Origin of the sequence: Pseudofrankia coriaricola, from assembly GCF_001854805.1 — a bacterium.
GTDB lineage: Bacteria > Actinomycetota > Actinomycetes > Frankiales > Frankiaceae > Pseudofrankia.
In genome coordinates, this window is the sequence record NZ_MBLO01000001.1 from 43,753 (window position 1) to 68,193 (window position 24,441).

The window sequence follows — 24,441 nt, forward strand, 5'->3', positions numbered from 1 at the left end:
TCCAGCAGCCGCGGGATCCGCGGCCCCTGGATTCGCGGACCCTGGATTCGCGGGTCCAGACTCCGCGGGTCCGCGGGCCGTGGGTCCGCGGGCAGCCGATTCAGGCTCCGCGGTTCCGGAACCCCAGCTTCCAAGCCTCGCGGCTTCGCGGCCCGTGCTTCCAGGTCCCGTGCTTCCAGGTCCCGTGGTTCCAGGTCCCGTGGTTGCGAGGCCCGGAGCTTGGAGTTCCGCGGTCCCAGATCCGGTAGTTCCACGCGTCCGCTCACCTTCCCGCGCCGTCTCGTTGTTCCGCCGGGGCCAGACCAGGACTGGCGCCCAGGACACGCCGGCCGCGGCGCCCCGCCTCGTCGCGCTACCAGGCGGGACCTCTGTACGACTCGCCACGCCCACGCATGCCGCCGATCCGTAGCACCGAATCGACCTTCGGATGCGCTTACTCTATGGCGTCATGTGGAGACGTAGAGTAGAAGGCGTGCGTGGCCGGTTGTGGACGGCGGCCGTCGGGCGCCGCGTGTCGCGCCTCGTGTCGCGCCTCGAGCTACGCCAGCGGGTCGGTCTCCAGATCACCTTCGACAGCCTCGCGCTGGTCGCGGGACTCGCCGCCGCGCAGACCGGGCGGTTCAACTTCGACGTCGACACGCTGCGCGATCCCGGGTTCTGGGTGATCGTGCTGCTGGCCGTCTGCCTGCTGCACTTCCTCGGCACCGCGCTGCATCTCTATCTCGGCCGCTACCGGTTCGGCGGGTTCGAGGAGGTGCTGAGCATCCTCACTTCGGTGACCCTGACCGTCATCGGTATCGAGATCGCGGTGTTCGCGTTCGGGCAGCCCAGGCCGCTGCCACTGTCGGTGCCGCCGCTCGGCGGCACGGTCACCCTCTCGATCATGTTCGGCGTGCGCTATCTCTGCCGGCTGACCGAGGAGCGGCTGCTGCGCCCCGCTCCCGAGGGCGCGCAGGCGCTGATCGTCTTCGGCGCGGGTGAGGGCGCCGAGCAGGTGCTGGCCGCGATGCTGCGTACTCCCGACAGCCCCTACTACCCGGTGGCACTGCTCGACGACGACCCACGCTGCTGGAACCTGCAGCTACACGGAGTGCGCGTCCGCGGCGGCCGGGACCAGATCGAGGCCGTCGCGAGGGCGACCGGCGCCGCGACGCTGCTCGTGGCGATCCCCAGCGCCGATGCCGCGCTGCTGCGGGAGGTCACCGGGCTCGCGGAGGAGGCGGGGCTCGCGGTCAAGGTGCTCCCGCGGGTCGCCGACCTGCTCGGCGGCAACGTCGGCGTCGGCGACATCCGCGAGATCGACATCGCCGACCTGCTGGGCCGCCGCCAGATCCACACCGACATCGCCGTCGCCGCCGGCTACCTGACCGGCCGGCGGGTGCTGGTCACCGGAGCCGGCGGGTCGATCGGCTCGGAACTGTGCCGCCAGCTGCACGCCTACCGGCCGGCCGAGATAATCATGCTGGACCGCGACGAGTCGGCGCTGCGCGCCGTCCAGCTCTCGATCTATGGCCACACCGGCCTGGATGACGACTGCGTCGTGCTCGGCGACATCCGCGACGTCGACATGATCACCACGCTGTTCACCGAGCGGCGCCCAGAGGTCGTCTTCCACGCGGCGGCGCTCAAGCACCTGCCGCTGCTGGAGCGCTTCCCCGGCGAGTCGGTGAAGACCAACGTCTGGGGCACGCTGTCGATCCTGGAGGCGGCGGTCGCCAGCGGGGTCGAGCGGCTCGTCAACATCTCCACCGACAAGGCGGCCGACCCGAGCAGCGTGCTCGGCTATTCGAAGCGGATCACCGAGCGGCTCACCGCGCACGTCGCCGCCGAGCGCGGCGTTCCCTACGTGAGCGTGCGGTTCGGCAACGTCCTGGGCAGCAATGGCTCGGTACTGACCATCTTCGCCAGCCAGCTGGCCGCCGGCGGACCGCTCACCGTCACCGACCCCGATGTCACCAGATACTTCATGACCGTGCAGGAGGCCGTGGAGCTGGTCCTGCAGGCGGGCGCGCTCGGTTCCAGCGGTGACGTGCTGGTGCTCGACATGGGTGAGCCGGTACGGATCGACGACGTGGCACACCGGCTCGCCGCCCGCGCCGAGGACAGGCCAGGCAGCCAGAAGATCGATATCGTCTACACCGGGCTCGGCGTCGGCGAGAAGCTGCATGAGGCACTGTTCGGCATCAGCGAGACCGACGACCGTCCGCGCCATCCGCTGATCTCCGAGGTCCCGGTGCCGCCGCTGGATCCGGGCCTCGCCGTCGAGCTGGACCCGTGGGCCGACGACGAGAAGGTCCGCGACGCCCTGCGGGAGCTCGGCCGCGATGGCGACCTCGCGGCCGTCACCGCCGGCCTCACCCGCATCCCCCACCAGCCCACCAGCCCCGACTCCGCCACCCCGCGCCGGTAACCCGGTAAATCCCGGTCACGCGGGTGCAACACACGCATATCAGCCACAGAAAGTGACGGCGCCACTAGCGCAGCGCCAACCAGCCGCCTGTACCCAGCACCACACAGGGAGAACGCTCAGCGTCCGATCCGCCACCCCGCGCCGTAAGCCCCGGTCACACGGGAGCAACACACGCATATCAGCCACCGAACGTGACGGCGCCACTAGCGCAGCGCCAAACCAGCCACGTCCTCAGCCCGACACCACACCAGCCACGGCCATACACCTGTACCCAGCACCACGCAGAGAGGACGCTCAGCGTCCGACAGGCAGGGCGGCGCGTCCAGCGCCCGCACGCCGCTCAGCGTCCGACAGGCAGGGCGGCGCGTCCAGCGCCCGCACGCCTCAGGCCCTGCCTCGGACGGGCGGGGGGGCCTGGGGGGCGACGCGATGGCCGCCGCGGGCGGCGTACCAGGCCACGGTGGCGTCCAGCGCGGTCGCGAGGTCGACGCCGGCCGCGTGCGGGAACAGCGCCCTGGCGGTCGCCACGTCGGCCTGAAGGTCGCGGACGTCGCCGGCACGCGCCGGTCCGAAGGCGACTGGCAGCGTGTAGCCGACGATCTCCTCCAGCTGGGCGACCATGGTGAGCAGGTCCACCCGGTTGCCGAACGCGAGGTTCACCGGCCGCGGGTGGGCGAGCCGGCGGGTGGTCGCGTCGGCGAGCATCGCCGCGATCGGCTCGACGTAGCCGATGTCGCGGGTCTGGCGCCCGTCGCCGAACACGGTCAGCGGACGGCCGGACAGCGCCGCGTCGATGAACGACGGGATGACCGCGGAGTAGGCGTGCCCGACCGACTGAAACGGTCCGAAGACTGTGAACAGGCGTGCCACCAGCACCGGCAGCCCGAAACTCGACTGGTAACCGAGCGCGTAGGCCTCGGCGGCGAGCTTGCTCGCCGCGTACGGGCTGCGCGGGGCGACGGCTCCGTCCTCCCGGCAGGGCAGCGGCCCGGCGTCGCCGTAGACGGAGCCCGACGAGGTGACGATGACGTGCGCCTCCGCCCGCTGGGCGACGTCGAGCACGGTGAGCGTGCCGGTGACGTTCACGTCGTGGCTGGCCAGCGGGTCGAGCAGCGAGCGCTCGACGGAAGGCCTGGCGGCCAGGTGGACGATGCTGTCCGCGCCGGCGGCCGCCTCCTCGAGCATGGCCCGATCGGTGACACTGCCGACGACGAGCTTCACCGGCAGCCCGGAGAGGTTGGACACCGCTCCGGTGCTCAGGTCGTCGACGACGAGCACATCGCAGCCAGCCGAGAGCAACGCCCTGGTCAGATGCGATCCGAGAAACCCGGCTCCGCCGGTCACCACGACCTTCATCGTTCATCACCCTTCGGAGTCAGGTAGATGCCATCGGTAGTATGCTTGCCACCCTCCCAATCTACGATCACCATCGAGAGTTGACACGACACAATTAGCGACGACCGCTCCGGCCGGGGCGTGCGCCGCCCCGACACCAGACGTCGACAGGGCGATCCGCCCACCTGGGCGGCCAGTTCCGTGCCCACGGAGCCGGCAGGAGCGCGGCGCCCCGTTGAACTCGCTAGCGAGGCGCTCTACGGTCACCTTGTGCCAACAAGCCGCCACCGTCGGCAACTAGTCATCGTGGGGACCGGCGGTTACGGCCGCGAGCTCCTCGACGTGGTCGAAGCCGTCAACGCCGCCTCGCCCGACCAGCCCGCCTACCAGTTCCTGGGTTTCCTGGCCGAGGAGCCGCGCGGTCGCGGTTCGGGCGACGCCACCGTGCCGACCGGCGACCGTCCCGCCGACCCGCTGGCAACCACCGGCCCGGGCGCCACCGGCCCGTTCGCCAACCTCGAGGCGTCCGTCTCGCTCGACGAGCGGCTGGCACCCGGCGAGCCGCTCCCGCCCGCGGACCGCGGGGGTGGCCAGCGGCGGCGACGGACGGACGAGGACCTGCTGGCCCGGCGCGGCACGCGCCTGCTCGGCGGGCTGGACCTGCTGGCGGATCTCGACGCCGACTACCTCATCGGCGTCGCCTCTCCGGGCGCGCGCGCCCGGATCGACCGCTACGCGAGCGCCCTGGGCCGCCGGCCCGCGACGCTGGTGCACCCGCGGGCCGCGGTCGGCGGCGATGTGAAGCTCGGCCCCGGCACGGTGGTCTGCGCGCTCGTCAGCATCACGACGAACGTCGCGACCGGCCGGCACGTGCTGCTCGACGTCGCCGCGAGCGTCGCATACGACTGCCGGCTGCGTGACTACGCGACGCTAGCCCCCGGGGCCCGCGTCTCCGGTGAGGTCGAGATCGGCGCCCAGGCGTGGATCGGCAGCCAGGCGACGGTCGTACGGATGCGCCGCGTCGGTGCCGGCGCGGTCGTCGGCGCGGGGGCCGTCGTCGTCGACGACGTCCTGCCCGACCTCGTCGTCGCGGGCGTACCCGCCCGGCCGATCGCCGCCACCGGGCCGGCCGCGCTCGGCGCCGGCTGCACCGAGGCCGCGGACGCCGCCGCCCTCGCGGGCCTGCCGCCGGATGACCTGCGCACCCCGGCCTGGCCACCGCCTCGACGTCTGCCGGCCGATGAGCACCGCACCGGCCTAACCGAGCAGGTCGAGATCGCCTAAACCGGCCCTAAACCGGCAAGGAACGGTCAGATGTGCACACGGGCGCACGGGATCGCGCGGGCGGAGCAATCCGGGCGCCGGGCACGGGCGGCCGACTAGCATCGAACGAGTGGATCGCTGGTACGAGCTCGATGGTTGCGACAATGTCCGCGATCTGGGTGGGCTGCCCACCGTGGATGGCGGCCAGACCCGCTACGGTGTCCTGCTGCGCAGCGACACCCTCCAGCACCTGACCGCCGTGGGCGTCGCCCGGCTGCGCGACGAGTTCGGCCTGGGCACGATCCTCGACCTGCGCGCCGTCGAGGAGGCCGCGCGCGAGGGCCGCGGCCTGCTCGAGTTCGAGCCGGTCGGATATCACAACCTGTCGTTTCTCACCACGCGCTGGGTAATGCCGGACGACCCCACCTACGACGCGCTCGTGCGCACCCGCACCAGCGACGACCGGGTCGCGCACTACCTCGACTATGTTCGCCTGGCCGGCGACGCGGTCGCGGCCGCGGTCCGCCTGATCTGCGACGCGACCAGCGGCCCGACGTTGTTCCACTGCGCCGCGGGCAAGGACCGCACCGGTGTGCTGGCCGCCCTCGTGCTCACCATCGCCGGCGTCGAACGCGACGCGATCATCGCCGACTATGTCGCCACCAACGAGCGCATTCATCTGATCGAAACCCGGCTCTCCCAGCTGCCGTCCTACAAACGCGGTATCCAGACGAGGTCGGAGGCCGACCAGCTCCGCGTCCGCGCCGAGGTGATGGCCGGCTTCCTCGACGGCGTCGACTCCCACTGGGGCAGCGCCGAGGCATGGGCGCTCCACGCCGGCGTCCCGGAGGAGTCGCTCGCCTTCCTGCGCCAGCGCCTGGTGACCACCGACATCTTCTAGCCGCGTCCTACCGCATGGCGCAGAACGCCGATGCCCGCACACGCCGACGCCGACGCCGCGTCATGCGGTAGGACAGGGGCGGGGAAGCAGGTCTGAAGCGGCACTCCTCGCCGGGCTCGCGGCGAGATTTCCCGGGCGGGCCTTGCCTGCCGCACAGGGGCTCGTCGAGCGCACACGGGGCGCGGGTTACCGGTCGCGGATCTTGTCTATCTGAGGGATCTCTTCGGGGTCCGGGCCGTCCACGGCGAAGAACGCCTTCAGGCAGTCGACGGCGACGTCCGGCGCGGTTCTCTTCAGGCTCATCGTGAGCACGTTGGCGTCGTTCCAGAGGCGGGCGTTCCTGGCGATCCAGGGCTCCCACGCCTGCGCGGCACGGACCCCGGGGACCTTGTTCGCCGAGATCGCGGTGCCCGTGCCCGTCCAGCACATGAGGACGCCGAAGCGGTACTCACCGTCAGCGACGCCCCTGGCGACGGCCTCGGAAAGCTCCGGCCAGCTCGTCAGGTCGACGATCCTCGTCTCGAAGTTCGCCTCGAGATAGTCCGTCACGGTCGTCACGCACTCGTTGGTGTCATCCGCGCCAAAAATTACCTTGATCTTCTCGGCAGTCACCAGTTCTGCCGCACCTTTCCACTACCCGGCCCACCAACCCGGCGACGTGAAGCCACCCGGTGAAAACAGCGCCGCCCAGCGACGTCGACGCCTGTTTCGTCGCACAATGTTACCACCCGCCTACCACTCCGCATCCCGCCGCCTTTGCCTGGCGACGCGGGAGCGCCATCGAACGACTTCAGTCCGGGCGGGCACCCTGAATTCCGAGAAGCGACGGCAGAGCGGCGGCGAGGGCGCGGAAAGCCTGGCCGCGGTGACTGATCGCGTCCTTCTCGGCGGCGGTGAGCTCGGCGCTGGTCCGGGTCTCACCATCGGGGATGAACAGCGGGTCGTAGCCGAAGCCGTTCTCACCACGCCCGGCGGTGAGCAGCCGGCCGCGCAGCTCGCCGTGGACGACGTGCTCGCGGCCGTCGGGGCTCACGAACGCGGCGGCGCAGACGAACGCGGCGCCGCGCCGCTCTCCCGGGACGTCGTCGAGCTGGGCGAGCAGCAACGCGTTGTTCGCCTCGTCGCGCGCGAGCCGGCCGGTGCCGGGCGGGCTGCCCGCCCAGCGGGCGGAGCGGACGCCGGGCATGCCGTTCAGTTCGTCGACAGCGAGCCCCGAGTCGTCGGCGACGGCCGGCAGCCCCGTCGTCGCCACGGCGTCCCTGGCCTTGATCAACGCGTTCTCGGCGAACGTCCGGCCGGTCTCGGGGACCTCCGGCCCCGGCGGCAGCGGTACCAGCTCGACGGGCACCTCGCTCGCGGCGAGGATCCGGTCCAGCTCGGCGAGCTTCGCGTCGTTGCGGCTGGCGAGCACGACTCGCGCGGGTATGCCCGGGGCCGGGGTTCCTGCCGGATCCGGGGTTCCTGCCGGATCGGCGGAGCTCGGGGTTCCTGCCGGATCGGCGGAGCTTGCGGAGCCGATCTGGGAGGTCCGGGAGCCGATCCGGGAGGTTCGACTCACCGGCCACCCCCGAGGCTCGCGGAGCGCGGCGGCGGGCCGGCGGGGAGCGGGCCGGCGAGCACGTCGTTCTGCCGCTGCGCGAGCCGCGTACAGCCGGCGACGGCGAGGTCGAGCAGTGCGTCGAGGGCGGCACGGTCGAAGACGGCGCCCTCGGCGGTGCCCTGGACCTCGACGAACGCGCCGCCGTGGGTGCAGACGACGTTCATGTCCGTGTCGGCGGCCGAGTCCTCGACGTAGGCCAGGTCAAGCATGGGGACACCGCCGACGACGCCGACGCTGATCGCGCTCACTCCGTCGATGATCGCCTTCGACCGGCCGAGCCAGCCGCAGGCGTCGACGAGCGCGACGTACGCACCGGTGATCGCGGCGGTGCGGGTACCGCCGTCGGCGAGCAGCACGTCGCAGTCGATCGCGATCGTGTTCTCGCCGAGCTGCTTGAGGTCGATGCAGGCGCGCAGGCTGCGACCGATGAGCCGCGAGATCTCGTGGGTGCGCCCGCCGATCCTGCCGCGGACCGACTCGCGGTCGTTGCGGGTGTTCGTCGCCCGCGGCAGCATCGAGTACTCGGCCGTCACCCAGCCCAGGCCGCTGCCCTTGCGCCAGCGCGGCACCCCCTCGGTCACCGAGGCGGCGCACAGCACCCGCGTCCTGCCCGCCGAGATAAGCGCGGATCCCTCCGCGTGCTCCTGCCAACCGCGAAGAATCGTCACGTCCCGGAGCTGGTCGGCGGCTCTGCCGTCATGTCTGGTCACGTCCCGGACCTTATCCAGCCCTTCCCCACGGACTGGCCAGCCGGGGACCCGGCGCCCGTCGGGCCGCCGTCAGATCTCGTACGAGGCGCCGGGGGCGGCCACGGTGGTCTTGCCGCTGTAGGCGGCGGTGGCCTCCGCCTCGCTGCGGGCGGCGTCGCCCCAGGGAACCAGGTGGGTGACGACCAGCTGGCCGACGCCGGCCGCTTCGGCGTGCAGGCCGGCCTCGCGGCCGGTCAGGTGCAGGTCGGGCGGGTTGTCCTCATGGTCGAGGAAGGCGGCCTCACACAGGAACAGGTCGCTGTCCCTGGCGAGACGGACCAGCTTCTCGCACGGGCCGGTGTCGCCGGAGTAGGTCAGCACCTTGTCGTCCGCGCTGATCCGCACGCCGTAGGCCTCCACGGGGTGGGCGACGCGGGCCAGATCGACGAGGAACGGTCCGATGTGCACCCGGCCCGGGCCGATCGTCTGGAAGTCGTAGATATCGGCCAGGGAGTCCTCTGGCCATCGCTCGAAGGCGCCGCACAGCCGCTCCCGGGTGTTGATCGGCCCGTAGACCGGCAGCTTGGGCGGCATGCCCTGCGGGTGGTAGCGGCGCGCGTAGCTCTGCACGACGAGGTCGAGGCAGTGGTCGCCATGCAGGTGGCTGAGCAGGACGGCATCGACGTCGCGCAGGTCACAGTGCCGCTGGAGCTCTCCGAGTGACCCGTTGCCCGCGTCGAGAACCAGGCGGAACCCGTCGGACTCGACAAGGTAGGACGAGCATGCGGAGGTCGGGCCCGGATAGGTACCAGAGCAGCCGAGGATGGTCAGTTTCACCGGCGCACCGCCTCCGCCGTCGCGAGGACCGCCGTCGTCATGTCGCCGCTCCCGTCCGGTTCCTCCGCGCTCCCCGCCATGCTCAGGGGCAAGGGGGCCCGCGCGCCAGCGGTGCTGGCACTACTGGCGCGCGGAGCCGGAATACCACCGGCGGGCACGACCTGAGGGTTACCAGCCGGATACGCAGGCAGGACGGCGGCGAGTTCGGGGCCGAGGAATCGGCGGCCGACCCGGGTGAAGGAGCGCGGATCGCCAGTGGCCAAGAACCGATGGACGGGTGGGGGCAGATCAGGATCGCGGAACAGCCCGCCCCGGGCCAGAACCCGGTAGGTGTCCTTCGCGGTCTCCTCAGCACTGCTCACCAGCGTCACCCCTTCCCCCATCACGAGGCCGATAACCCCGGTCAGCAACGGATAATGGGTACATCCGAGGATTAGGGCGTCGACGTCGACATCCTGCAACGGCGCCAGGTATGCCTCGGTGAAGCCGAACAACTGCCGGCCGGTCGTCGTACCGCGTTCGGCGAAGTCAACGAACACCGGGCACGCCACGCTCGTGAGCGTCACGCTCGCCGTCGCGGTCGCGGTCGCGGTCGCGGCGACGGCGGCGTCATAGGCGCGGCTGGTGATGCTCGCGACGGTGCCGATCACCCCGACGCGCCCGGTGCGAGTCGCCGCGACCGCGCGCCTGGCGGCCGGTAGGACAACCTCCACCACCGGCACGTCGTAGCGCTCGCGAGCGTCGCGCAGGCAGGCCGCGCTGGCCGTGGCACACGCGATCACGAGGAGTTTCACGCCCTCGGCGACGAGCGCGTCCATCGCGTCGAGCGCGAGGTCCCGGATGTCCGTAACCGGCCGCGGCTCATACGGGGCGTGCGCGGTGTCGCCGAGATACAGGAGCGACTCATGCGGCAACTGGTCGAGGATGGCCCGGGCCACCGTCAGACCGCCTACGCCGCTGTCGAACACCCCTATCGGCGCGTCGCTCATGAAGGCAAAGACTAAGCCGGAAAACTGGGGATCACTCTGTGGGTGTCATCACCCGAGCATTGGCGGACCGTGGATCTCCGGGTGGGACGTCCAGAAGTGTCCCGATCTTGCCCGCTATGCACCGCCCGTGATGGTGCGCACGCCGCATACGAGACCCACTCTGTCAGGGCCGCTCTGCCAGGGCCGTCCTGTCAGGGTCGCTCCGCCAAGGCCACCGTTCAGGCCGGCTCGCGGGGGGCGCGAGCCGGCTCGGCCGCGGTTCGCCGCGACATCGGCGCACAGGTCGCCATGTGCGGCACACCACATGGGCTCCAGGCCCGCTCGGGTGACGTCCCGCACCCACGGCCCATGGGGCAAGAACAGCACGGATGGGCGCTTCAGCGGCGATATGACGACCAAACAGTGTGTCGTCCGGCAACGACCGACCTCAGGGTGTAACCTGGAAACAACCTGTAATCGATCAGTGACTATCAGCTATCGAGCAGGTAGGTTGAGGACGCGACTGAGGTGTCCGGGCCGATCCATCCGTCCCCGGACCGTGGCACCCCAGTCGCATCCCTCCATCCTGGTTCATCCCAGTCCGGCCCTCTTCGGTGCCTTGTCGCCCGATGGCGTGACGCTGGCGCTCAGGCGACGCGACGCCCATCGGCCGGCGCTCGCCCGTGACGGGAACGCTTCCACCGCCCGAATGGGCCACATGGGCACGTCGTGCTATCAATTCGGCGATTTCGACGGGGTCGCATCCGGCCGGCCCATGCCTGGTGCCGCCCCCGGCAACGTTCGCCCGCCTCGGCGCGGAAGATCGCCAGGACTGTACTCGGATCCGAACTCCGCCCTCGGGCCCATTCGGATCCGAGTACAGAACCGCTGATCAAGCTCACGGCGCGGCGATGCCACCGGGCCAACCTTGCCTGAGGTGGCACCAGCCCTCGGCGATCGACGGATCAGCCGGCCGAGATCAGCCCGGCGGGCGTCTCGCCCACGTCCGTGGCGACGTCCGGGGTGCGCGCACGTCCGGCGCGCGCACCGGCGGCCAGCCAGGCGCCGTAGACCTGCTCGGCGAGCAGCCACGCGTGCCCCGGCCTGGCCCGCCCGGCCGGCGGCGCCGCCACAGCGACGACATCCACGTCGGGCCGGCGGCCAGCCAGGCCGACACCATGGACCGACGCGGCGACGAACACCGCGGGATCGAACCGCGAATCGCCGCCGACCACCCAGCGCCTGGCATACGGCGCGAAGCGCTCGGCAACCCGGACGTGCCGGGTCTGTGCCATCCCGGGGGCGGGCACGACGACCGCATCCAGGGTCAGCGGAGGCTCGACGAGCCGGCTGACCCCGTCCGACGACCACGCGACCACGCCGTCCGGCAGCAGGCTGGTCTCGGCCAGCACGCCCGGGTCCTCGACGAGCACCCCCGCGGGCATCCCGGCGAGCCGGCGCAGTAGTCGCGGGTAACTCATGGCGCCCAGTCCGAACCGGACGCGCCGCTCGTGCTCGGCGGCGTCCAGGCGGAACACCGCGTCCACGGCCCGGCCGTCGAGTTCGGCCCCGACCACCCAGCGCCCCGGGAAAAGGATGTCAATCAGCTCGCCGTCGACAAGCCCGCCAGCTCGCCTCACCGGATGCCTCCCCTCTGGGGTCCGCCGCGGCAGGAAACGCCGGAAGCGGGGGTGAGCCTGTCACGCCTCCGGCGCCGCGAACCTGCCGGACCGCGGGCATCCCGGATCGCCGGATCGCCGACCCGCCAGACCGGCGATCTACCAGATCAGCTTCGCCGATCCGGTCGGAACCCTGTCGCCGATCCGGAGGAACCCTGTCGCCGATCGGCAGGGCCCCTGCCACCGGTCCGGCAGGAACCACGGTTGATGCCTGCCGCCGTTCGCCGCGCCGGCGGTCGCCGGCGCGGTGTTACCAGTCGTGCGGTCCTTCGACGTCCCGCCGGGCGGGCGCTCCCATCCCTTCTGACGCCATCTGACGCGCACGTTGCCAGTCTCGTTGCATCCTGCAGCGTGTCGCGTCACGTTGGGACTACTGCGAAGCCACCAATCTCGCTCTACGCATACATAGAAACACCCAACGCAACCGATTCGTCCACCATCGAGTGGCCAGGAGCGTCGCGCGCCACCGCGCCTACCGGACCCACCCGCCGGCCTCCCGCCGATCGATACGCTAGAGGGACGCGGGAGTGGCGGAATGGCAGACGCAGCAGACTTAGGATCTGCCGCCCTAGGGCGTGGGGGTTCAAGTCCCCCCTCCCGCACACAGCCTGGCTAGCAGGTGTTGTGGCGAGGCAGCAAGCGTCGCGCTGGCTGCGATCAGGCACGGCACGGACTGGCTTCGCGGACCGGCCGGTTCTGGATCATTACCCTTCGTGCATGCCCAGAGGGTTACGTAGAGCGCCTGCCTAGTAGCTCGTTCCGCATCCGGGCGTACGCCGGAGTCGACCCGCTGACCGGCAAAGAGGTCTACCTGAAGGAGACCGTCAAGCGCGCGGAGACCGTTGAGCCGGCCAAGCAGCGGCTACTGGCGAGCGCCGAGGCCGGAAAGCGGCCCGAGAACGCAGCGACGGTCAAGCACCTTGTCGCCGAGTACTTGGCGACGGCCGACATTGAGCCGACCACGCGCCACATGTACGCCGGCGTCGACCTCCGCACCACGGCGGGCCTCCTCGGCCATGGCAGCGGCGGCGCCACGCTGCGCGTCTACGCCCACCGCACCACCGAAGCCGACCGCCGCGCTGCCACAGTCCCGCCACCGTCAAGCAGCTGGTCGACTGGCTTCCTTTAGGAACTCAAAATGGACAGATCCTGAACACTCCGGATGTCCTGGGCCCTGGCGCCATCTGACCACAAGAGTCCGGCTGGATACCAGCCCTCCGCGTTTGGTCCAGCCCGGGGATGCATTCTTGCATCTCCTGAGGCAGGCTTCAGGCACTCCCGCCGGGGGTTCGGCACCGCATCGTTGCAGGCCGATCATTACATCAGGTCAGAATTCAGGGGATGACCGTGTCCCGATTTTGTCGGAGTCAACTACTAGTATTGACCGCGCTGTTCGTTGCCACTGCGATCGCCGCGACATTCGGCCTGGGTGCCCTACCGGCATCGGCCGCGCCAGCGATGACAGCGAAGACCCTGCCGGTCAAGGGTGTACCCGGGGTAACCCAGCTCTGCGGGCCGGCCGCCGACTATTCCTGCACAGCCGGCGGATACGCTGGCAAAAGTACGGGATGGCCGGGAGAGAGATACGGCGCCGGCGCAGCGAGCAGTAACGCCTACGGTTATCACAATTGCACCCTGTATGTCGCATACCGGCTCGCCCAGAACGGTTTTCCCGACCCTGGGTGGCACACTAACGCCAACCTATGGGCAGTTCAAGCAGCCTCGGCCGGGACCTCAGTCAACCAGACACCGAGCGTTGGATCCGTGGCACAGTGGAACGGTGGGCTGAACGGGCACGTCGCGTACGTCGAAGTCGTCACCGCGTCATACATCGAGGTAACCGAGGACGTGTACCAGGACAACTGGACTGGCCGCGTCCGCATCCAGACTGGAACGGCGGCCTGGCCCGACAACTTCATCCACTTCGGAAGTTCGGCGCCGGCAGGCCAGCAGGTCGCCCCTGACAACGGGAAGGACCTGCCGTCCTCCCTTGTCCCGTTTACGGACATTCTCGGCCAACTACTGCCGGGATTGCTCCACTAAAGCCAGGCGGACCTCGCCCTACCCGACCTGTAGCCCCTGTGTATGACAGCGCCAAACTCCCGCCGCGGCCAGCCTGACCACGGGCACGAGAACAATGAGCGAACTAATGAACACAGTGCTCACGCCGCAGGCGGCGGGCAGGGAGCCACCAGGGAGGCGGCCGGGCTTATGCCAGTCATGAATGTTCAGATGACCGCCGATCTCGGCGGACGCCGCGCTTGCGCAGCAGCGCCTTTACGGCCGTCTGGCTGATCGAGTATCGCTCGGCCAAGCCGCGGGCAGTGGCGCCCGCCAAGTACACGCTGATCAGGGACTCGATGTCCGAGGCCGGGAGCCGGTCAACGATCGCGTGCCGTCGAGGCACTTGGCCGGACCCCGTGAGGCCGGCAAGCCCCGGAGCGTCCGTTTGATCGTCGCCGGCAGACACCACGGACCAGGTGGTTCGGAGGTCGTGGAGCCACTCTGGCCGGTTCAAGTAGCGGCCAAGGAGGTGCACCAGCTTATCTACCAGGCTTTTTACGCGCAGCGTGGGTCGCAGCGGTGGCCGGTGAAGATCCACGTGGAATACGTCGTGGAATATGGGCCTCTGGATCAGCTGCCACCCGCGCATGGCCAAGGACCGCACCGACGACGCTGTGTCCACCGAGGGCATGTCGAACGGCTCCCCAGCGGCTCGCTGCGGGTCGTCGTGTTCGCCGGCCGGGACGACGTGACCGGCAAGCCGATCTACCTCAAGGAGACCGTCAAACGCTCCGAAGACGTCGCCGCCGCGCGGGCACGCCTGCTCGCCAAGGCAGGTGCTGGCCGACGACCCGAGCGGAACGCCACCGTCGAGCGCCTGGTCGAGGAGTACCTCGCGACCGCGGATATCGCGCCGACGACCAGGCACACGTACGCCGGCTACGCCCGGCGCAACATCGTGCCGACGATCGGCAAGAAGACGGTGCGCGAGATCCGCACCCGCGCTCTCGAGACCATGCACGCGCGGCTGAGGGGGCCTGCCGGAAGCTCTGCAACGGCAGCTCCACAAGGCCAGGACTCACCAGAAGCGGACCCTCGCACTCGACGAAGTCACCTGCCAACTGCTCCAAGAGGAACACGACCGGATCGCTGGCGCGCTCGCCGAGGTCGACGTCGCACTGGCTGAGCCAGCTGATCGACGGGCCCATCCGTCCTCCAGTGAGACGGGCGCGCCCGAGGTGGACGGTCGATCTTCACCGGCTGTCGATCTTCATCGGTTAGGTTTTGGGTCTCGGTTGTCGGGCCGCGGTGTAGCGGCGTCGGATCTAGGCGGAGGCCCCGGCCCTACGGGCCTGCTGCAGCGTGGCGAAGGCGCCTCGGTCGTTGAGGCGGGGGAACGGCTCCGCGGGCACTGGCACGCCTAGGAAAATGCAGAGCGGCTCCCAGCCCTCGGTGACGTTGAAGACCAGCAGGCGGTCCGCCGGGATCTCGCGCGTCACCTTGGCGACGTGCTCCTCGTAGACCCGCAGGGCGTGGTCCTTGTCGGCGAAGCGTCCCTCGAAGACGCCGTCCCAGATCACCTTGTTGAGCAGCCTGACCAGCGGCTCGACCTCCGGCGGCAGGGTTGCCGGGGCGTTCTGGATCGCCCGGAAGAGCGTGTTGTTCATGCTCTCGTACCACTTCTCCGGGTCACGTACCGAAAGAATTACCTTGGAGGCGGAGTTGTGGGCGGCGAGCTCCCGCCAGAACCGGGCGCCGGGCCAGTCGACGGTCGACCTGTAACCGGTGTATACGGAGTCCCAGTCGACGGGTTTGCCCTCGACCGCGTCCAGCCAGTCGAAAACGGTATCGCGCCGCTTGAACACCTCAGAGCCGTGATGGCAGGGGCCGAAGCCGAGCTGCTCAAGGGCGGCCTTGAGTGAGCGAGTTCCGGTGCGCCCGAAGCCCGCGCCGACGATGTCGACCATGTCCCTCCTCGGAAGGTTGCGATGAGGCAACGCTATCGAGGCCGCCAGCCGGGTCAGCATGAACCCTCCCGGCCAGGACGAAGAGCGCCTTGTCACGCCTCAATGTCCGACAGCGACCAGAGACGTGGTAGCGTCCTCCGCCGCCACAACACCACATTCCTCACCGGAATTACGGTGAAACGCGGGGAGCGCCGAGGCCTGCCGGGCGTCGATCGACGGACCGCGGTGCTCACCTTCGACGTCCGCCGGCAGTCTGACTCTCCGGTCGAGTTGCCCCCGTGCGACACCGGCCAGCCCGACACCGCGACCGATCGGCATCCCCAGGACGACTGGTCTCCCGACTGTCGATATCAGGACGCGAAGGCCACAGTCTCGACTTGCACGACTACGGTGCAGAACGTGATGAAGGGGGGATCGCGTGGATCCGGAATTGGCGGCGTTGGCTGCTACGGCGGCCACCACGCTGGTGGCGTCGCTGGCTACCGACGGGTGGGAACGGGCCAAGAGCGCGATGGGCAGCCTCTGGCGGCGGGTGCATCCCGACCGTGCGGACGCCGTCGAGGCTGACCTGGTCGATATCCGCGCCGAGGTGCTTGCGGCGCGTGAGGCCGGCGATGAGCGAACCGAGCAGGTGCTGGCCGAAGAATGGCGGTCCCGGCTGCGGAGGCTGCTGGCCAGCGACCCGCAGCTCGCCAATGAGCTACGGCAGATCGTGGCCGAGCTGACCCCGAAGCTGCCGGAGATGGACCAGGCACGTATCGGGCAGATCAGCATGACCGCGACGGCCTCGGACCACAGTCACATCATCCAGCTCGGCCAGGGAACCCAGAGCATCGTCGACCGATGAGCCAACCCGATCAGGCTGATCCGCAGCGGATCCAGCTTCACGCAGACGCGAGTGGGCACGCCAGCGTCATACAGCTGGGACAGGGCACTCAACACATCTACTACGCGGCTGACAGCGGACCGGCACCCCGCGCGTTGGCCACGGCGATCCGGACCCTGCCTCGAGACATCTCCGCGTTCACCGGCCGTAGGAGGGAGCTGGACCGGCTGGTCGATGCCGGCAGCCGGGCAGCCGAGTCGGGCCAAGCCGTGGGGATACACGTGATAGACGGGATGGCGGGGGTTGGTAAGACGGCGTTCGCGGTCCACGCCGCGCACCTGTTGGCTCCCCGTTTCCCGGATGGACAGATCTTCCTTGACCTGCATGCCCATACACCCGGGCAGCGCCCCGTCGACGCTGGCGACGCTCTACGCGTTCTCCTGCTGACCACCGGGGTGGCCGCGCACTTGTTACCCGCCGACCTCGACAGTCGTAGCGCGATGTGGCGCGACCGGCTCGCCGGACGCAGAATGCTGATCCTGCTCGATGACGCTGCGAGCCACGAGCAGGTACGGCCGCTGCTGCCGGCGACGCCCGGTTCCCTCGTGCTGATCACCAGCAGACGTCGCCTTGCCGCATTGGAAGACGTTGTCCCGCTCAGCCTGGACACGCTACACCCGGCACAGGCCAGTGAGCTGTTCACTCGCCTGGCTCCCGCCTCCCGCAGTGAGCCGGACGCCGTCGCCCAGGTGGTGGATCTGTGCGGGTACCTTCCGCTAGCCATCGGGTTGCTGGCGGGCCAGTTGCGCCACCGTCCGTCCTGGACCGTGACGCACCTGGCCGCCGATCTCGGGACGGCGCAGGACCGGCTCGCTGACATGCAGGCCGAGAACGTCGCTGTCACGGCCGCGTTCGATCTGTCCTTCAATGATCTACCCGCCGAGAAACAGCGCCTGTTCCGCCGCCTCGGTCTTCACCCCGGCCCCGACCTCGACGCCTACGCGGCCGCTGCCCTCGACGACACCGATCTCACCCACGCCCGGTGGGCGCTTGACACCCTCTACAACCACCACCTCATTACCGAACCAGCTCGCGGCCGCTACCGCTTCCACGACCTGATCCGCGCCTACGCCCACAATCTCGCTCGTCACGACGCCCCCGCTGAGCGCGACGCGGCCGTCGACCGGCTCTACAGCTACTACCTACGCGCCGCGGCCGCCGCGAACCGCCATATCGCGTGGCGCAGCGACCCTACCGAGCCTCCGCTTGCCCACTCCGCGGCCGCGGTTCCCGACGTGGACACCCGGAGCAAGGCGTTGGAGTGGCTGGAAACCGAGCGCCCCAATCTCACCGCCAGCGTGGACCACGCCGCCGCGAGCGGGCGGTATGCCCACGCCAACCACCTCGCCGCCGCGATGTACTCCTTCCTGCGAAGCGCGGGACACTGGGACCAAGCCCTCGCCATACATCAGACCGCCGTCACGGCGGCACGCCTCGACGGCGACCGGCTCGGCCAGGCGAGGGCCCTCAGCGATCTCGGTGCCATGCAGAGGCTGACCGACGACTATCCGGCCGCGACTGCCAGCCTTACCGAGGCCATCGGCCTCTACCGCGACCTCGGCGACGGGCAGGGTCAGGCAGAAGCACTCAACCAACTCGGCGTCATGCAGTACCTGACCGGCGACTACCTGGCCGCGGCCGCCACCCTCACCGAGGCATTGACCCTTCATCGCGGACTCGGCCATCGCCTCGGCCTCGCCAACGCACTTACCGATCTCGGCATTGTGCAGCGGTTGACCGGCGACTACCTGGCTGCGGCTGCCACCCTCTCCGACGCCCTCGACCTCTACCGCGACCTTGCCAACCGGAACGGCCAGGCAACGGCGCTCAACCAAATCGGCGTCGCACAACATCTGACTGGCAACTATCCGGCCGCGACCGCCACCCTCACCGACGCCCTCGACCTCTACCGCGACCTCGGCGACCGGCACGGCCAGGCCATGGCGCTCAACGATCTCGGCGCTGTGCAACACGCGACCGGCGACTACCCGGCCGCGACCGCCACCCTCACCGACGCCCTCAACCTCTACCGCGACCTCGGCCACCGACTCGGCCAGGCAGAAGCCCTTACGGACCTCGGCATCGTGCAGCGGCTGACCGGCGACTACCCGGCCGCGACCGCCACCCTCACCGACGCCCTCAACCTCTACCGCGACCTCGGCCGTCGACTCGGCGAGGCCATGGCGCTCAACGATCTCGGCGCTGTGCAGCACGCGACCGGCGACTACCCGGCCGCGACCGCCACCCTCACCGACGCCCTCGACCTCTACCGCGACCTCGGCCACCGACTCGGCCAGGCAGAAGCCCTCAACCGCCAAGGCGAGCTGCTACTCGTTTCCTCCAGTCGAGACGATGCGCGCGAACGCCACGATCAGGCCCTCCGCCTGGCCCGTGAACTGCATAACCCTCTCGAGGAGGCGCGTGCCCTGGAGGGAATCGGCCGGTGCCTGATCCACGCTCGCGATACCGAGGATGGTGTCAACCACCTCCAGCGGGCACTTACGATCTACCGGCGGATAGGAGTACCCGAAACCGAGCGGGTCACAGCGACGCTCGCCGAGTTCCGAAGCACGACGGTCGTCCCCGACGCAACCGGCGACCACGAATAGTGCAAGACGAACGGCGCACCAGGAACAGGGAACACAGGCCCACCTCAACCTCGTCGCCTCGGTCCAGAACCCACGGGCGCGGCGGGATGGGTACCTGTTTCCGGCCGGCCTCGGGCGGGTTGGTGATCCCCAGCGCTGTCGTGATTCGGCGTAGCTGAAGTTGGACATCGCCGTCGATGAGGACCGCGCCTTGACTGGTGATCCTTTCGCTCGATGGAGTGGCTGGCAGTCACCGCCGGCGCGCGCCGCGGCGAGCTGCGCGAACTCCGCTGGAACAACCTCGACCTCGCCGCCGGAACCATGCGGGTCGCGCAGAACTACGCCGTCCGGGGCGGCAAGAAGCTCCATAAGGCCACCAAGACTCACCGGAAGCGAACCCTCGCGCTCGACTAGGTCACCTGCCAACTGCTCCCGGACTCAGTGACGCGGCGGATCTCCGCGCTCGCACGGATGGTCGGCGTCGAGGCGCCCATCAAGGGCAGCCTCGGCGGATGGCACGCTTGGTAGGTGGGCGGACCGGCCGAGGAACATAGGCCGGTGCTTGAGGTGCCGTCGCCGGTGGCCGAGCTGTCCGACGACCGGCTGCGCGGGGTGCGGCTCCTGCTCAAGCGGGACGACTTGATCCACCCAGACTTCCCAGGCAACAAGTGGCGGAAGTTGGCCGGCAACCTGGCCGCGGCCGCCGAGCAGGGCGCAGGCACGCTGCTCACGTTCGGCGGGGCGTATTCGAACCACATCGCAGCGACCGCCGCGGCCGGCTGGCACCTCGGCTTCCGAACGGTCGGTGTGATTCGAGGGGAGGAGCACCTGCCGCTCAATCCGGTTCTGGCTCGCGCAACCGAGCAGCATGGGATGCGGCTGACCTACCTCGACCGGACCCGCTACCGGGCCAAGCAAGACCCGGTCCTGATCGCCGAGCTCGCCGCCGAGTTCGGTCCGTTCTACCTGCTTCCCGAAGGCGGCAGCAACGAACTGGCGGTCGCCGGCTGCGCCCAGCTGGCCGCCGAGCTCATCGGCCAGGTCCCCGACGTCGACATGGTGGTCTGCCCAGTCGGCACCGGCGGTACCCTCGCAGGCCTCGCCGGCGGCCTGGCTCCGGACCGGCAGACGATCGGGATCTCTGTGCTTAAAGGCGGCGGTTTCCTCGCCGACGAGGTCGCTACGCTCCAGCGGGCCGCATTCGGCCATCCGACCGCCAACTGGCGCGTGGTCGAGGAGTTCCACTTCGGCGGCTACGCCCGACGCACGCCGGCGCTGGACGCTTTCATCGACGACTTCGCCGACCGACACGGACTGGTCCTGGAATGGGTGTACGTCGCGAAGATGATGTACGGCCTGTTCGCGATGGTCGCCGACGGGCGGATCCCGGCCAGCTCGACCGTCGTCGCGATCATCACTGGCCGATGCGAGGACGTCGTCAGACCTTGAGGTGATACTCGCGGGCAGTACGCGCGGACACCGACCGGTTGACCCAGGGTCCGGGTCCAGTCTCCACTGTTGATCACCGCCGCCGGCGCGATTGGCGGCCTGGTGTTCGGCGCTGGGACGGGGTCGAGAAGTAGGCGGGCCGTGACCGCGGAGGCGTCAGCCGCACCGCCGCTGGCGGTGTGTCAGCTGCGGGTTGTGCTCGCCGGGGTCAGTCCGGGGATCGGGACGGGGATCCGAGGTACCGGGCAGAGATCAGGTGGGGGATTGTGGTGGAGAGGCAGCGGGCGGGCGTGCGTTCCGCGCTCCGAGACCGGCGCCGATCACGCCGATGGTGAGGCCGAGCACGGGGAAGATGCCGAGGGCGAATACCAGGGCGTCGGTCAGGTTCGCGCCGACGGCGGCTGGCTCGCCCTCGCCGGTGAGTAGCGTGCCGTCGATCGCGTGACGGCGCAGCCCCTCGGACAGCCAGAGGGCGTAGGTGAGTGGCGTGACGGCGGTCACCATCCAGACGGCGGCCTTTAGGCCCGAGCGGAACGACCGGCCGGCCCGCCTCGCCGCGAACGCCGGGACGAGGAAGACGGCGACCGGTGCGAGCGGGAGCACGAGCGCGAGTGCGAGCACGAGCGGGAGCGGGGGCTGCGTGCCGTCGCTGCGGATCACCAGCAGGAACCAGGCCACGAACACGACAGCGGCGGCGGTGCCGAGGTGGGGTGCGAGCCGGTCGGTGCCCAGCCACCGCGGCGCTGCCAGTGCGACCCACAGGCAGCCGGCCAGCACGGCGGCGAGATACGCGGCCGCCGCTGGCGGCAGGTACTCGGCCGCGGTCGGCTCCCGGCGCAGGAAGATCACGGTTGCGGTGATCGACGCGGCCACGCCGGCGGTCACCAGGACGCTCGGAGCCGGCGCTGGCAGCCGTGGCCGGCGCGAGCGGGCGGCGGCCAGGATCACCAGAGCACCGACCAGCCCCGTGAAGGTCATCGCGAACGCCCTCAGTCCGGGCACCGCGGCGCCGACCGCCGGCCCGGTGGCCGCGACCGAGGCAACGAGCAGCCCGGCCATGAGCGCGAGTACCGGCCAGCCGCCGGCTGGGCGCAGCGACAGCGTGGCCCGGACGCTGCTGAGCGCGAACCGCCACCGGGCCGAACGCCCATCTACCTCGGCCAGCTCGGCGGTCATCGCTCTACCCCACTCGCGGCGGCGTTCGGGTAGCGCGGCGACCGCGGCCGTGAGCAACCGCTGGGGCGGGTCCATCGTGGACATCTGGGAGCCGGTCGCGGACCACCAGTGGTGCAGCGCGAGCCGTGCGGCGAGCACCCACAGCAGCGGCGGGAGTACCAGGAACACGACGGCGGTGTCGGGCGCGGGTAGCGGGTTGGCATGCGCGAGAGCGACACCGTAGAACACCGCCCACACCACGACGATGACCCAGGTCGTGGCGGTCTGAAACGTGCGCAGGGTCCAGCTCATGCGCCCTGCCACCCCACCGTCGAAGCGGACCGTCGGGGCGCCGTCGTGATGGTCGGGGCGGCGGCGAGTTCGGTGGCGAGCACCCGGCCGGAGCCGGTCAGCCGGTACAGGTGGCGTGGTGGCCGGCCGGGGGGGACGTCGGTGTCCCAGGTGGTCTCCAGTAGGCCCCGGTCGGTCAGTCGCATCAGGATCGGGTACATCGAGCCGGGCTTGATGCCCAGTTGCTGGCACAGTTCGTAGCCGTACCGCCAGGCGGTGGGCTTCTCCGCCAGCGCCAGCACCACCGCCGTGGCCTGCGCGGACGGGCGTCGGGTCCGGGTCATGCACTAACTCTACACAGTCAGAGTTAGCGTGTCAGGCTTCCGCCAGGCGCCTTGTCGGTATGTCTCGCTCCCGGCCGCACCGACGGACCGCATTACTTCGTGGCTGGTGCGCCACCCCAGCGTTTCGGCCCCGAAGTCCTATCTCTGACCCCTGATCGTGTGGGCGTCCCCAGCGCGGATCTCACTCGCGCAGACCTGACCGGCGGTGCCCGCGGTCCGGCGTCAGAGGCGCGACACCCGCGCCCGGGCCACCGCCCGTGGCAGCGGAGACCCTCTTCCTGCACCACTGGCTGGCAACCCCGATGCGCCCACGCCCCAGGCTTGGGCCGTCCCGCCGGGTGCCCTCGTGGGCGGCGGCCGCAAGCATCGGGTTGTCGTGCACCCGGAGGTCCCGGGTACAAACCGCCAGCGGTGAAGGCCGCCAGCGGTGAAGGCCGCCAGCGTCGTCACCATGACTGCCACGCCGACTGCCACGTCGACGCCGGATGCTCCGCCAGGTCGGTGATGTCACGCGCCATCCGGCCCAGGGTGACGCCGTGGAGCGGCGCGAGGGACTTCCAGCAGAGGTGGCCCGCGAGACCGTGAGGTTCGAAGATCGCGCGCTGCCGGTAGACGGAACCCTGGGCGCTCGGCGCCGCGGAAAGTTCGAGCCACGCGCGGCCCGGCAGGCGCAGTCTCGGGCGCAGCCGCAGCCGGCGTGGCCGTTCGACATCGTCCACGCGCCACCAGTCGAGGGTTTCGCCGACACGCAGTCCGCCCTGGCGGTGCGGACCGCCCTGGCCGTCCTGGCCATGCGCGACCTGCTCGCGCTGGCGCGTCCCGACGCCCCCGACGAGCCGGTCGATCCATCTCCGGGGCGACCAGGTGACCGGAAGAGGGCACCAGCCGTACTCATAGCCCACGGTCTCGATGGCCTGCCACAGCCGTTCGGCATCCGCGGCGGTGGCGAGTTCTCGTACGTCCTGGTAGACGGTGCCGCCAGACCAGTCGGGATCCGTGGGCAGCGGGTCGGAGGGCGGTCGTGGGGGCCCCGCCTGCGCCGTGGCCCGCGACGAGTGGGAGGGAACGGCCGTCTCCCGGGTCCTGGCCAGTGCGAGCGAGACAGCCTGGTCGTAGTCGATCAGGCCGCGAGCCGGATCCGGGACGTGGGCGGCGATGTCACGGTCGTGGCAGCGGACCTCGTGGACGAGCGACGAGATCAGCGGGACAGCGATGCTGTGCGGTACCGGCGTCACGAGGTTGACCCACTGGGCGGACAGCCACGGCGTGAGCAGTGGCACCGGGACGACGACCCGGCGAGGAAGGCCCGCGACCGCGGCGTATCGCCTCATCATCTCCCAGTACGTCAGGACTTCCGGACCGCCGATGTCAAAGCCACGGCTGACTTCGGCGGGCATCAGGTCGGCGGTGCGGGTGAGGTAGTACAGCACGTCCTGGATGGCGATCGGCTGGACGCGAGTGCGCACCCAGCGTGGCGTGATCATAACCGGTAGTCGTTCGGTGAGGTAGCGGAGCATCTCGAAGCTGGCCGACCCCGAGCCGATGATGACGGCGGCCCGCAACACGACCGTCGGCACCCCGGAGTCGAGCAGGATCCGCCCGACCTCCGCACGGGAGGCAAGGTGCGGGGACAGTTCCTGCCCGGACGGGCTGATTCCGCCCAGATAGATGATCCGTCGTACACCGGCCCGCCGGGCCGCGTCCGCGACCGTGTGGGCGGCGGCGCGGTCGCGCTCGACGAAATCGCGCTGGTGCAAGGAGTGGACCAGGTAGTAGAGAACGTCCTGCCCGGCCAGGGCGGCGGCGATCTGGTCCGCGTCGGTGAGATCCGCCGCGACCAGCTCGGCCCGGTGGCGCCAGGGCGCGTCGGCCAGTTTGACGGGGTTGCGGGCGCCGGCCCGCACCGAGTGCCCCCGGTCGAGCAGCTCGGGGACGAGGCGACTACCGACGTAGCCGGTCGCGCCGACCACCACGCATCTCATGCCGTGACGCTTCCCGCCTCCGGCTCCTTCGACCCTCCGCCGGCCGTCGGCGCCCCTGGCATGGCCTTCTCGGCGGGGCCGCCAGATCTTTGC

The 24,441-nt window shown here is 70.2% G+C and carries 22 protein-coding genes and 1 tRNA gene; 11 read left to right on the top strand and 12 right to left on the bottom strand.

Annotated features, from left to right (window positions below; translation table 11 throughout):
* Positions 1-448: 448 nt before the first annotated feature.
* Complete coding sequence (locus BCD48_RS00140; RefSeq protein ID WP_071046200.1) at positions 449-2,410, top strand: nucleoside-diphosphate sugar epimerase/dehydratase; 1,962 nt, start codon at positions 449-451, stop codon at positions 2,408-2,410.
* 384 nt (positions 2,411-2,794) lie between these two features.
* Here the strand turns inward: BCD48_RS00140 and BCD48_RS00145 are convergent, their stop codons facing one another.
* Positions 2,795-3,766, bottom strand: a complete 972-nt coding sequence (locus BCD48_RS00145; RefSeq protein ID WP_071046152.1) for an NAD-dependent epimerase/dehydratase family protein — start codon at positions 3,764-3,766, stop codon at positions 2,795-2,797.
* A 285-nt stretch (positions 3,767-4,051) separates the two neighbouring features.
* On the opposite strand from BCD48_RS00145, the gene BCD48_RS00150 reads away from it, so the two are divergent.
* Positions 4,052-5,029 (top strand): LbetaH domain-containing protein, encoded by a 978-nt coding sequence (locus tag BCD48_RS00150; protein ID WP_116271375.1) that lies wholly within the window; start codon positions 4,052-4,054, stop codon positions 5,027-5,029.
* A gap of 109 nt (positions 5,030-5,138) precedes the next feature.
* The gene (locus tag BCD48_RS00155) at positions 5,139-5,909 is read left to right on the top strand and encodes a tyrosine-protein phosphatase (RefSeq protein WP_071046153.1); all 771 of its coding nucleotides are present in this window, start codon (positions 5,139-5,141) and stop codon (positions 5,907-5,909) included.
* Between the two features lie 186 nt (positions 5,910-6,095).
* Here BCD48_RS00155 and BCD48_RS00160 read toward each other — a convergent pair whose 3' ends face one another.
* From BCD48_RS00160 to BCD48_RS00185, 6 genes are all read right to left on the bottom strand, one after another.
* Positions 6,096-6,521, bottom strand: a complete 426-nt coding sequence (locus BCD48_RS00160; protein WP_116271376.1) for an RpiB/LacA/LacB family sugar-phosphate isomerase — start codon at positions 6,519-6,521, stop codon at positions 6,096-6,098.
* Positions 6,522-6,699: 178 nt separating this feature from the next.
* Positions 6,700-7,335, bottom strand: coding sequence for an RdgB/HAM1 family non-canonical purine NTP pyrophosphatase (gene rdgB / locus BCD48_RS00165; RefSeq protein ID WP_071046202.1), 636 nt, complete (start codon positions 7,333-7,335; stop codon positions 6,700-6,702).
* 128 nt (positions 7,336-7,463) lie between these two features.
* Positions 7,464-8,219, bottom strand: a complete 756-nt coding sequence (gene rph / locus BCD48_RS00170; RefSeq protein ID WP_071046154.1) for a ribonuclease PH — start codon at positions 8,217-8,219, stop codon at positions 7,464-7,466.
* A 69-nt stretch (positions 8,220-8,288) separates the two neighbouring features.
* Positions 8,289-9,035 (bottom strand): MBL fold metallo-hydrolase, encoded by a 747-nt coding sequence (locus BCD48_RS00175; protein ID WP_071046155.1) that lies wholly within the window; start codon positions 9,033-9,035, stop codon positions 8,289-8,291.
* The gene (murI, locus tag BCD48_RS00180) at positions 9,032-10,024 is read right to left on the bottom strand and encodes a glutamate racemase (protein ID WP_071046156.1); all 993 of its coding nucleotides are present in this window, start codon (positions 10,022-10,024) and stop codon (positions 9,032-9,034) included. Before murI ends, BCD48_RS00175 begins: the two co-directional genes overlap by 4 nt.
* A 944-nt stretch (positions 10,025-10,968) precedes the next feature.
* Positions 10,969-11,643 (bottom strand): hypothetical protein, encoded by a 675-nt coding sequence (locus BCD48_RS00185; protein ID WP_071046157.1) that lies wholly within the window; start codon positions 11,641-11,643, stop codon positions 10,969-10,971.
* Positions 11,644-12,203: 560 nt separating this feature from the next.
* Here BCD48_RS00185 and BCD48_RS00195 point away from each other — a divergent pair.
* The 3 genes from BCD48_RS00195 to BCD48_RS45150 all read left to right on the top strand — a co-directional run bounded on the left by BCD48_RS00195 (position 12,204) and on the right by BCD48_RS45150 (position 13,725).
* Positions 12,204-12,284 (top strand) — tRNA-Leu (locus BCD48_RS00195).
* A gap of 17 nt (positions 12,285-12,301) precedes the next feature.
* Positions 12,302-12,811: a site-specific integrase gene (locus BCD48_RS00200; RefSeq protein WP_071046159.1), complete on the top strand. Its 510-nt coding sequence runs from the start codon at positions 12,302-12,304 to the stop codon at positions 12,809-12,811.
* Between the two features lie 329 nt (positions 12,812-13,140).
* Positions 13,141-13,725 carry a CHAP domain-containing protein gene (locus tag BCD48_RS45150; protein WP_241841407.1) on the top strand — a complete coding sequence of 195 codons (585 nt, stop codon included), beginning with the start codon at positions 13,141-13,143 and terminating at the stop codon, positions 13,723-13,725.
* Between the two features lie 175 nt (positions 13,726-13,900).
* Here the strand turns inward: BCD48_RS45150 and BCD48_RS52990 are convergent, their stop codons facing one another.
* Positions 13,901-14,707: a hypothetical protein gene (locus tag BCD48_RS52990; protein WP_241841399.1), complete on the bottom strand. Its 807-nt coding sequence runs from the start codon at positions 14,705-14,707 to the stop codon at positions 13,901-13,903.
* Between BCD48_RS52990 and BCD48_RS56290 the strand changes: the two genes are divergently transcribed.
* Complete coding sequence (locus tag BCD48_RS56290) at positions 14,594-14,872, top strand: hypothetical protein (RefSeq protein WP_491677101.1); 279 nt, start codon at positions 14,594-14,596, stop codon at positions 14,870-14,872. The two genes, BCD48_RS52990 and BCD48_RS56290, sit on opposite strands and share 114 nt — an antisense overlap.
* 139 nt (positions 14,873-15,011) lie before the next feature.
* Here the strand turns inward: BCD48_RS56290 and BCD48_RS00215 are convergent, their stop codons facing one another.
* A complete protein-coding gene (locus BCD48_RS00215; RefSeq protein WP_071046162.1) occupies positions 15,012-15,653 on the bottom strand; it encodes a sulfotransferase family protein in 642 nt (213 codons plus the stop codon).
* A 418-nt stretch (positions 15,654-16,071) separates the two neighbouring features.
* On the opposite strand from BCD48_RS00215, the gene BCD48_RS00220 reads away from it, so the two are divergent.
* The 4 genes from BCD48_RS00220 (at position 16,072) to BCD48_RS00235 (ending at position 20,576) form a co-directional block, all read left to right on the top strand.
* A complete protein-coding gene (locus BCD48_RS00220; protein ID WP_071046163.1) occupies positions 16,072-16,500 on the top strand; it encodes a hypothetical protein in 429 nt (142 codons plus the stop codon).
* Complete coding sequence (locus BCD48_RS00225; RefSeq protein WP_083417959.1) at positions 16,497-19,148, top strand: ATP-binding protein; 2,652 nt, start codon at positions 16,497-16,499, stop codon at positions 19,146-19,148. Before BCD48_RS00220 ends, BCD48_RS00225 begins: the two co-directional genes overlap by 4 nt.
* Positions 19,149-19,361: 213 nt before the next feature.
* The gene (locus tag BCD48_RS00230) at positions 19,362-19,541 is read left to right on the top strand and encodes a site-specific integrase (protein ID WP_071046165.1); all 180 of its coding nucleotides are present in this window, start codon (positions 19,362-19,364) and stop codon (positions 19,539-19,541) included.
* A 144-nt stretch (positions 19,542-19,685) separates the two neighbouring features.
* Positions 19,686-20,576: a 1-aminocyclopropane-1-carboxylate deaminase/D-cysteine desulfhydrase gene (locus tag BCD48_RS00235; protein WP_071046166.1), complete on the top strand. Its 891-nt coding sequence runs from the start codon at positions 19,686-19,688 to the stop codon at positions 20,574-20,576.
* Positions 20,577-20,828: 252 nt separating this feature from the next.
* Here BCD48_RS00235 and BCD48_RS00240 read toward each other — a convergent pair whose 3' ends face one another.
* The 3 genes from BCD48_RS00240 to BCD48_RS00250 all read right to left on the bottom strand — a co-directional run bounded on the left by BCD48_RS00240 (position 20,829) and on the right by BCD48_RS00250 (position 24,348).
* Positions 20,829-22,043 (bottom strand): serine/threonine-protein kinase, encoded by a 1,215-nt coding sequence (locus BCD48_RS00240; RefSeq protein WP_071046167.1) that lies wholly within the window; start codon positions 22,041-22,043, stop codon positions 20,829-20,831.
* Positions 22,040-22,366 carry a PadR family transcriptional regulator gene (locus BCD48_RS00245; RefSeq protein WP_071046168.1) on the bottom strand — a complete coding sequence of 109 codons (327 nt, stop codon included), beginning with the start codon at positions 22,364-22,366 and terminating at the stop codon, positions 22,040-22,042. Before BCD48_RS00245 ends, BCD48_RS00240 begins: the two co-directional genes overlap by 4 nt.
* Positions 22,367-22,812: 446 nt before the next feature.
* Positions 22,813-24,348 (bottom strand): DUF2867 domain-containing protein, encoded by a 1,536-nt coding sequence (locus tag BCD48_RS00250; RefSeq protein WP_071046169.1) that lies wholly within the window; start codon positions 24,346-24,348, stop codon positions 22,813-22,815.
* Positions 24,349-24,441 lie beyond the last annotated feature (93 nt).

Excerpts from the sequence above, each read along its gene's own strand:
- murI (WP_071046156.1), bottom strand. The coding sequence starts at position 10,024 with ATGAGCGACGCGCCGATAGGGGTGTTCGACAGCGGCGTAGGCGGTCTG.
- BCD48_RS00215 (WP_071046162.1), bottom strand. The coding sequence starts at position 15,653 with ATGGTCGACATCGTCGGCGCGGGCTTCGGGCGCACCGGAACTCGCTCA.
- BCD48_RS00225 (WP_083417959.1), top strand. The coding sequence starts at position 16,497 with ATGAGCCAACCCGATCAGGCTGATCCGCAGCGGATCCAGCTTCACGCA.
- BCD48_RS00145 (WP_071046152.1), bottom strand. The coding sequence starts at position 3,766 with ATGAAGGTCGTGGTGACCGGCGGAGCCGGGTTTCTCGGATCGCATCTG.
- BCD48_RS00140 (WP_071046200.1), top strand. The coding sequence starts at position 449 with ATGTGGAGACGTAGAGTAGAAGGCGTGCGTGGCCGGTTGTGGACGGCG.
- BCD48_RS00240 (WP_071046167.1), bottom strand. The coding sequence starts at position 22,043 with ATGAGCTGGACCCTGCGCACGTTTCAGACCGCCACGACCTGGGTCATC.
- BCD48_RS00250 (WP_071046169.1), bottom strand. The coding sequence starts at position 24,348 with ATGAGATGCGTGGTGGTCGGCGCGACCGGCTACGTCGGTAGTCGCCTC.
- BCD48_RS45150 (WP_241841407.1), top strand. The coding sequence starts at position 13,141 with ATGACAGCGAAGACCCTGCCGGTCAAGGGTGTACCCGGGGTAACCCAG.
- BCD48_RS00230 (WP_071046165.1), top strand. The coding sequence starts at position 19,362 with ATGGAGTGGCTGGCAGTCACCGCCGGCGCGCGCCGCGGCGAGCTGCGC.
- BCD48_RS00245 (WP_071046168.1), bottom strand. The coding sequence starts at position 22,366 with ATGACCCGGACCCGACGCCCGTCCGCGCAGGCCACGGCGGTGGTGCTG.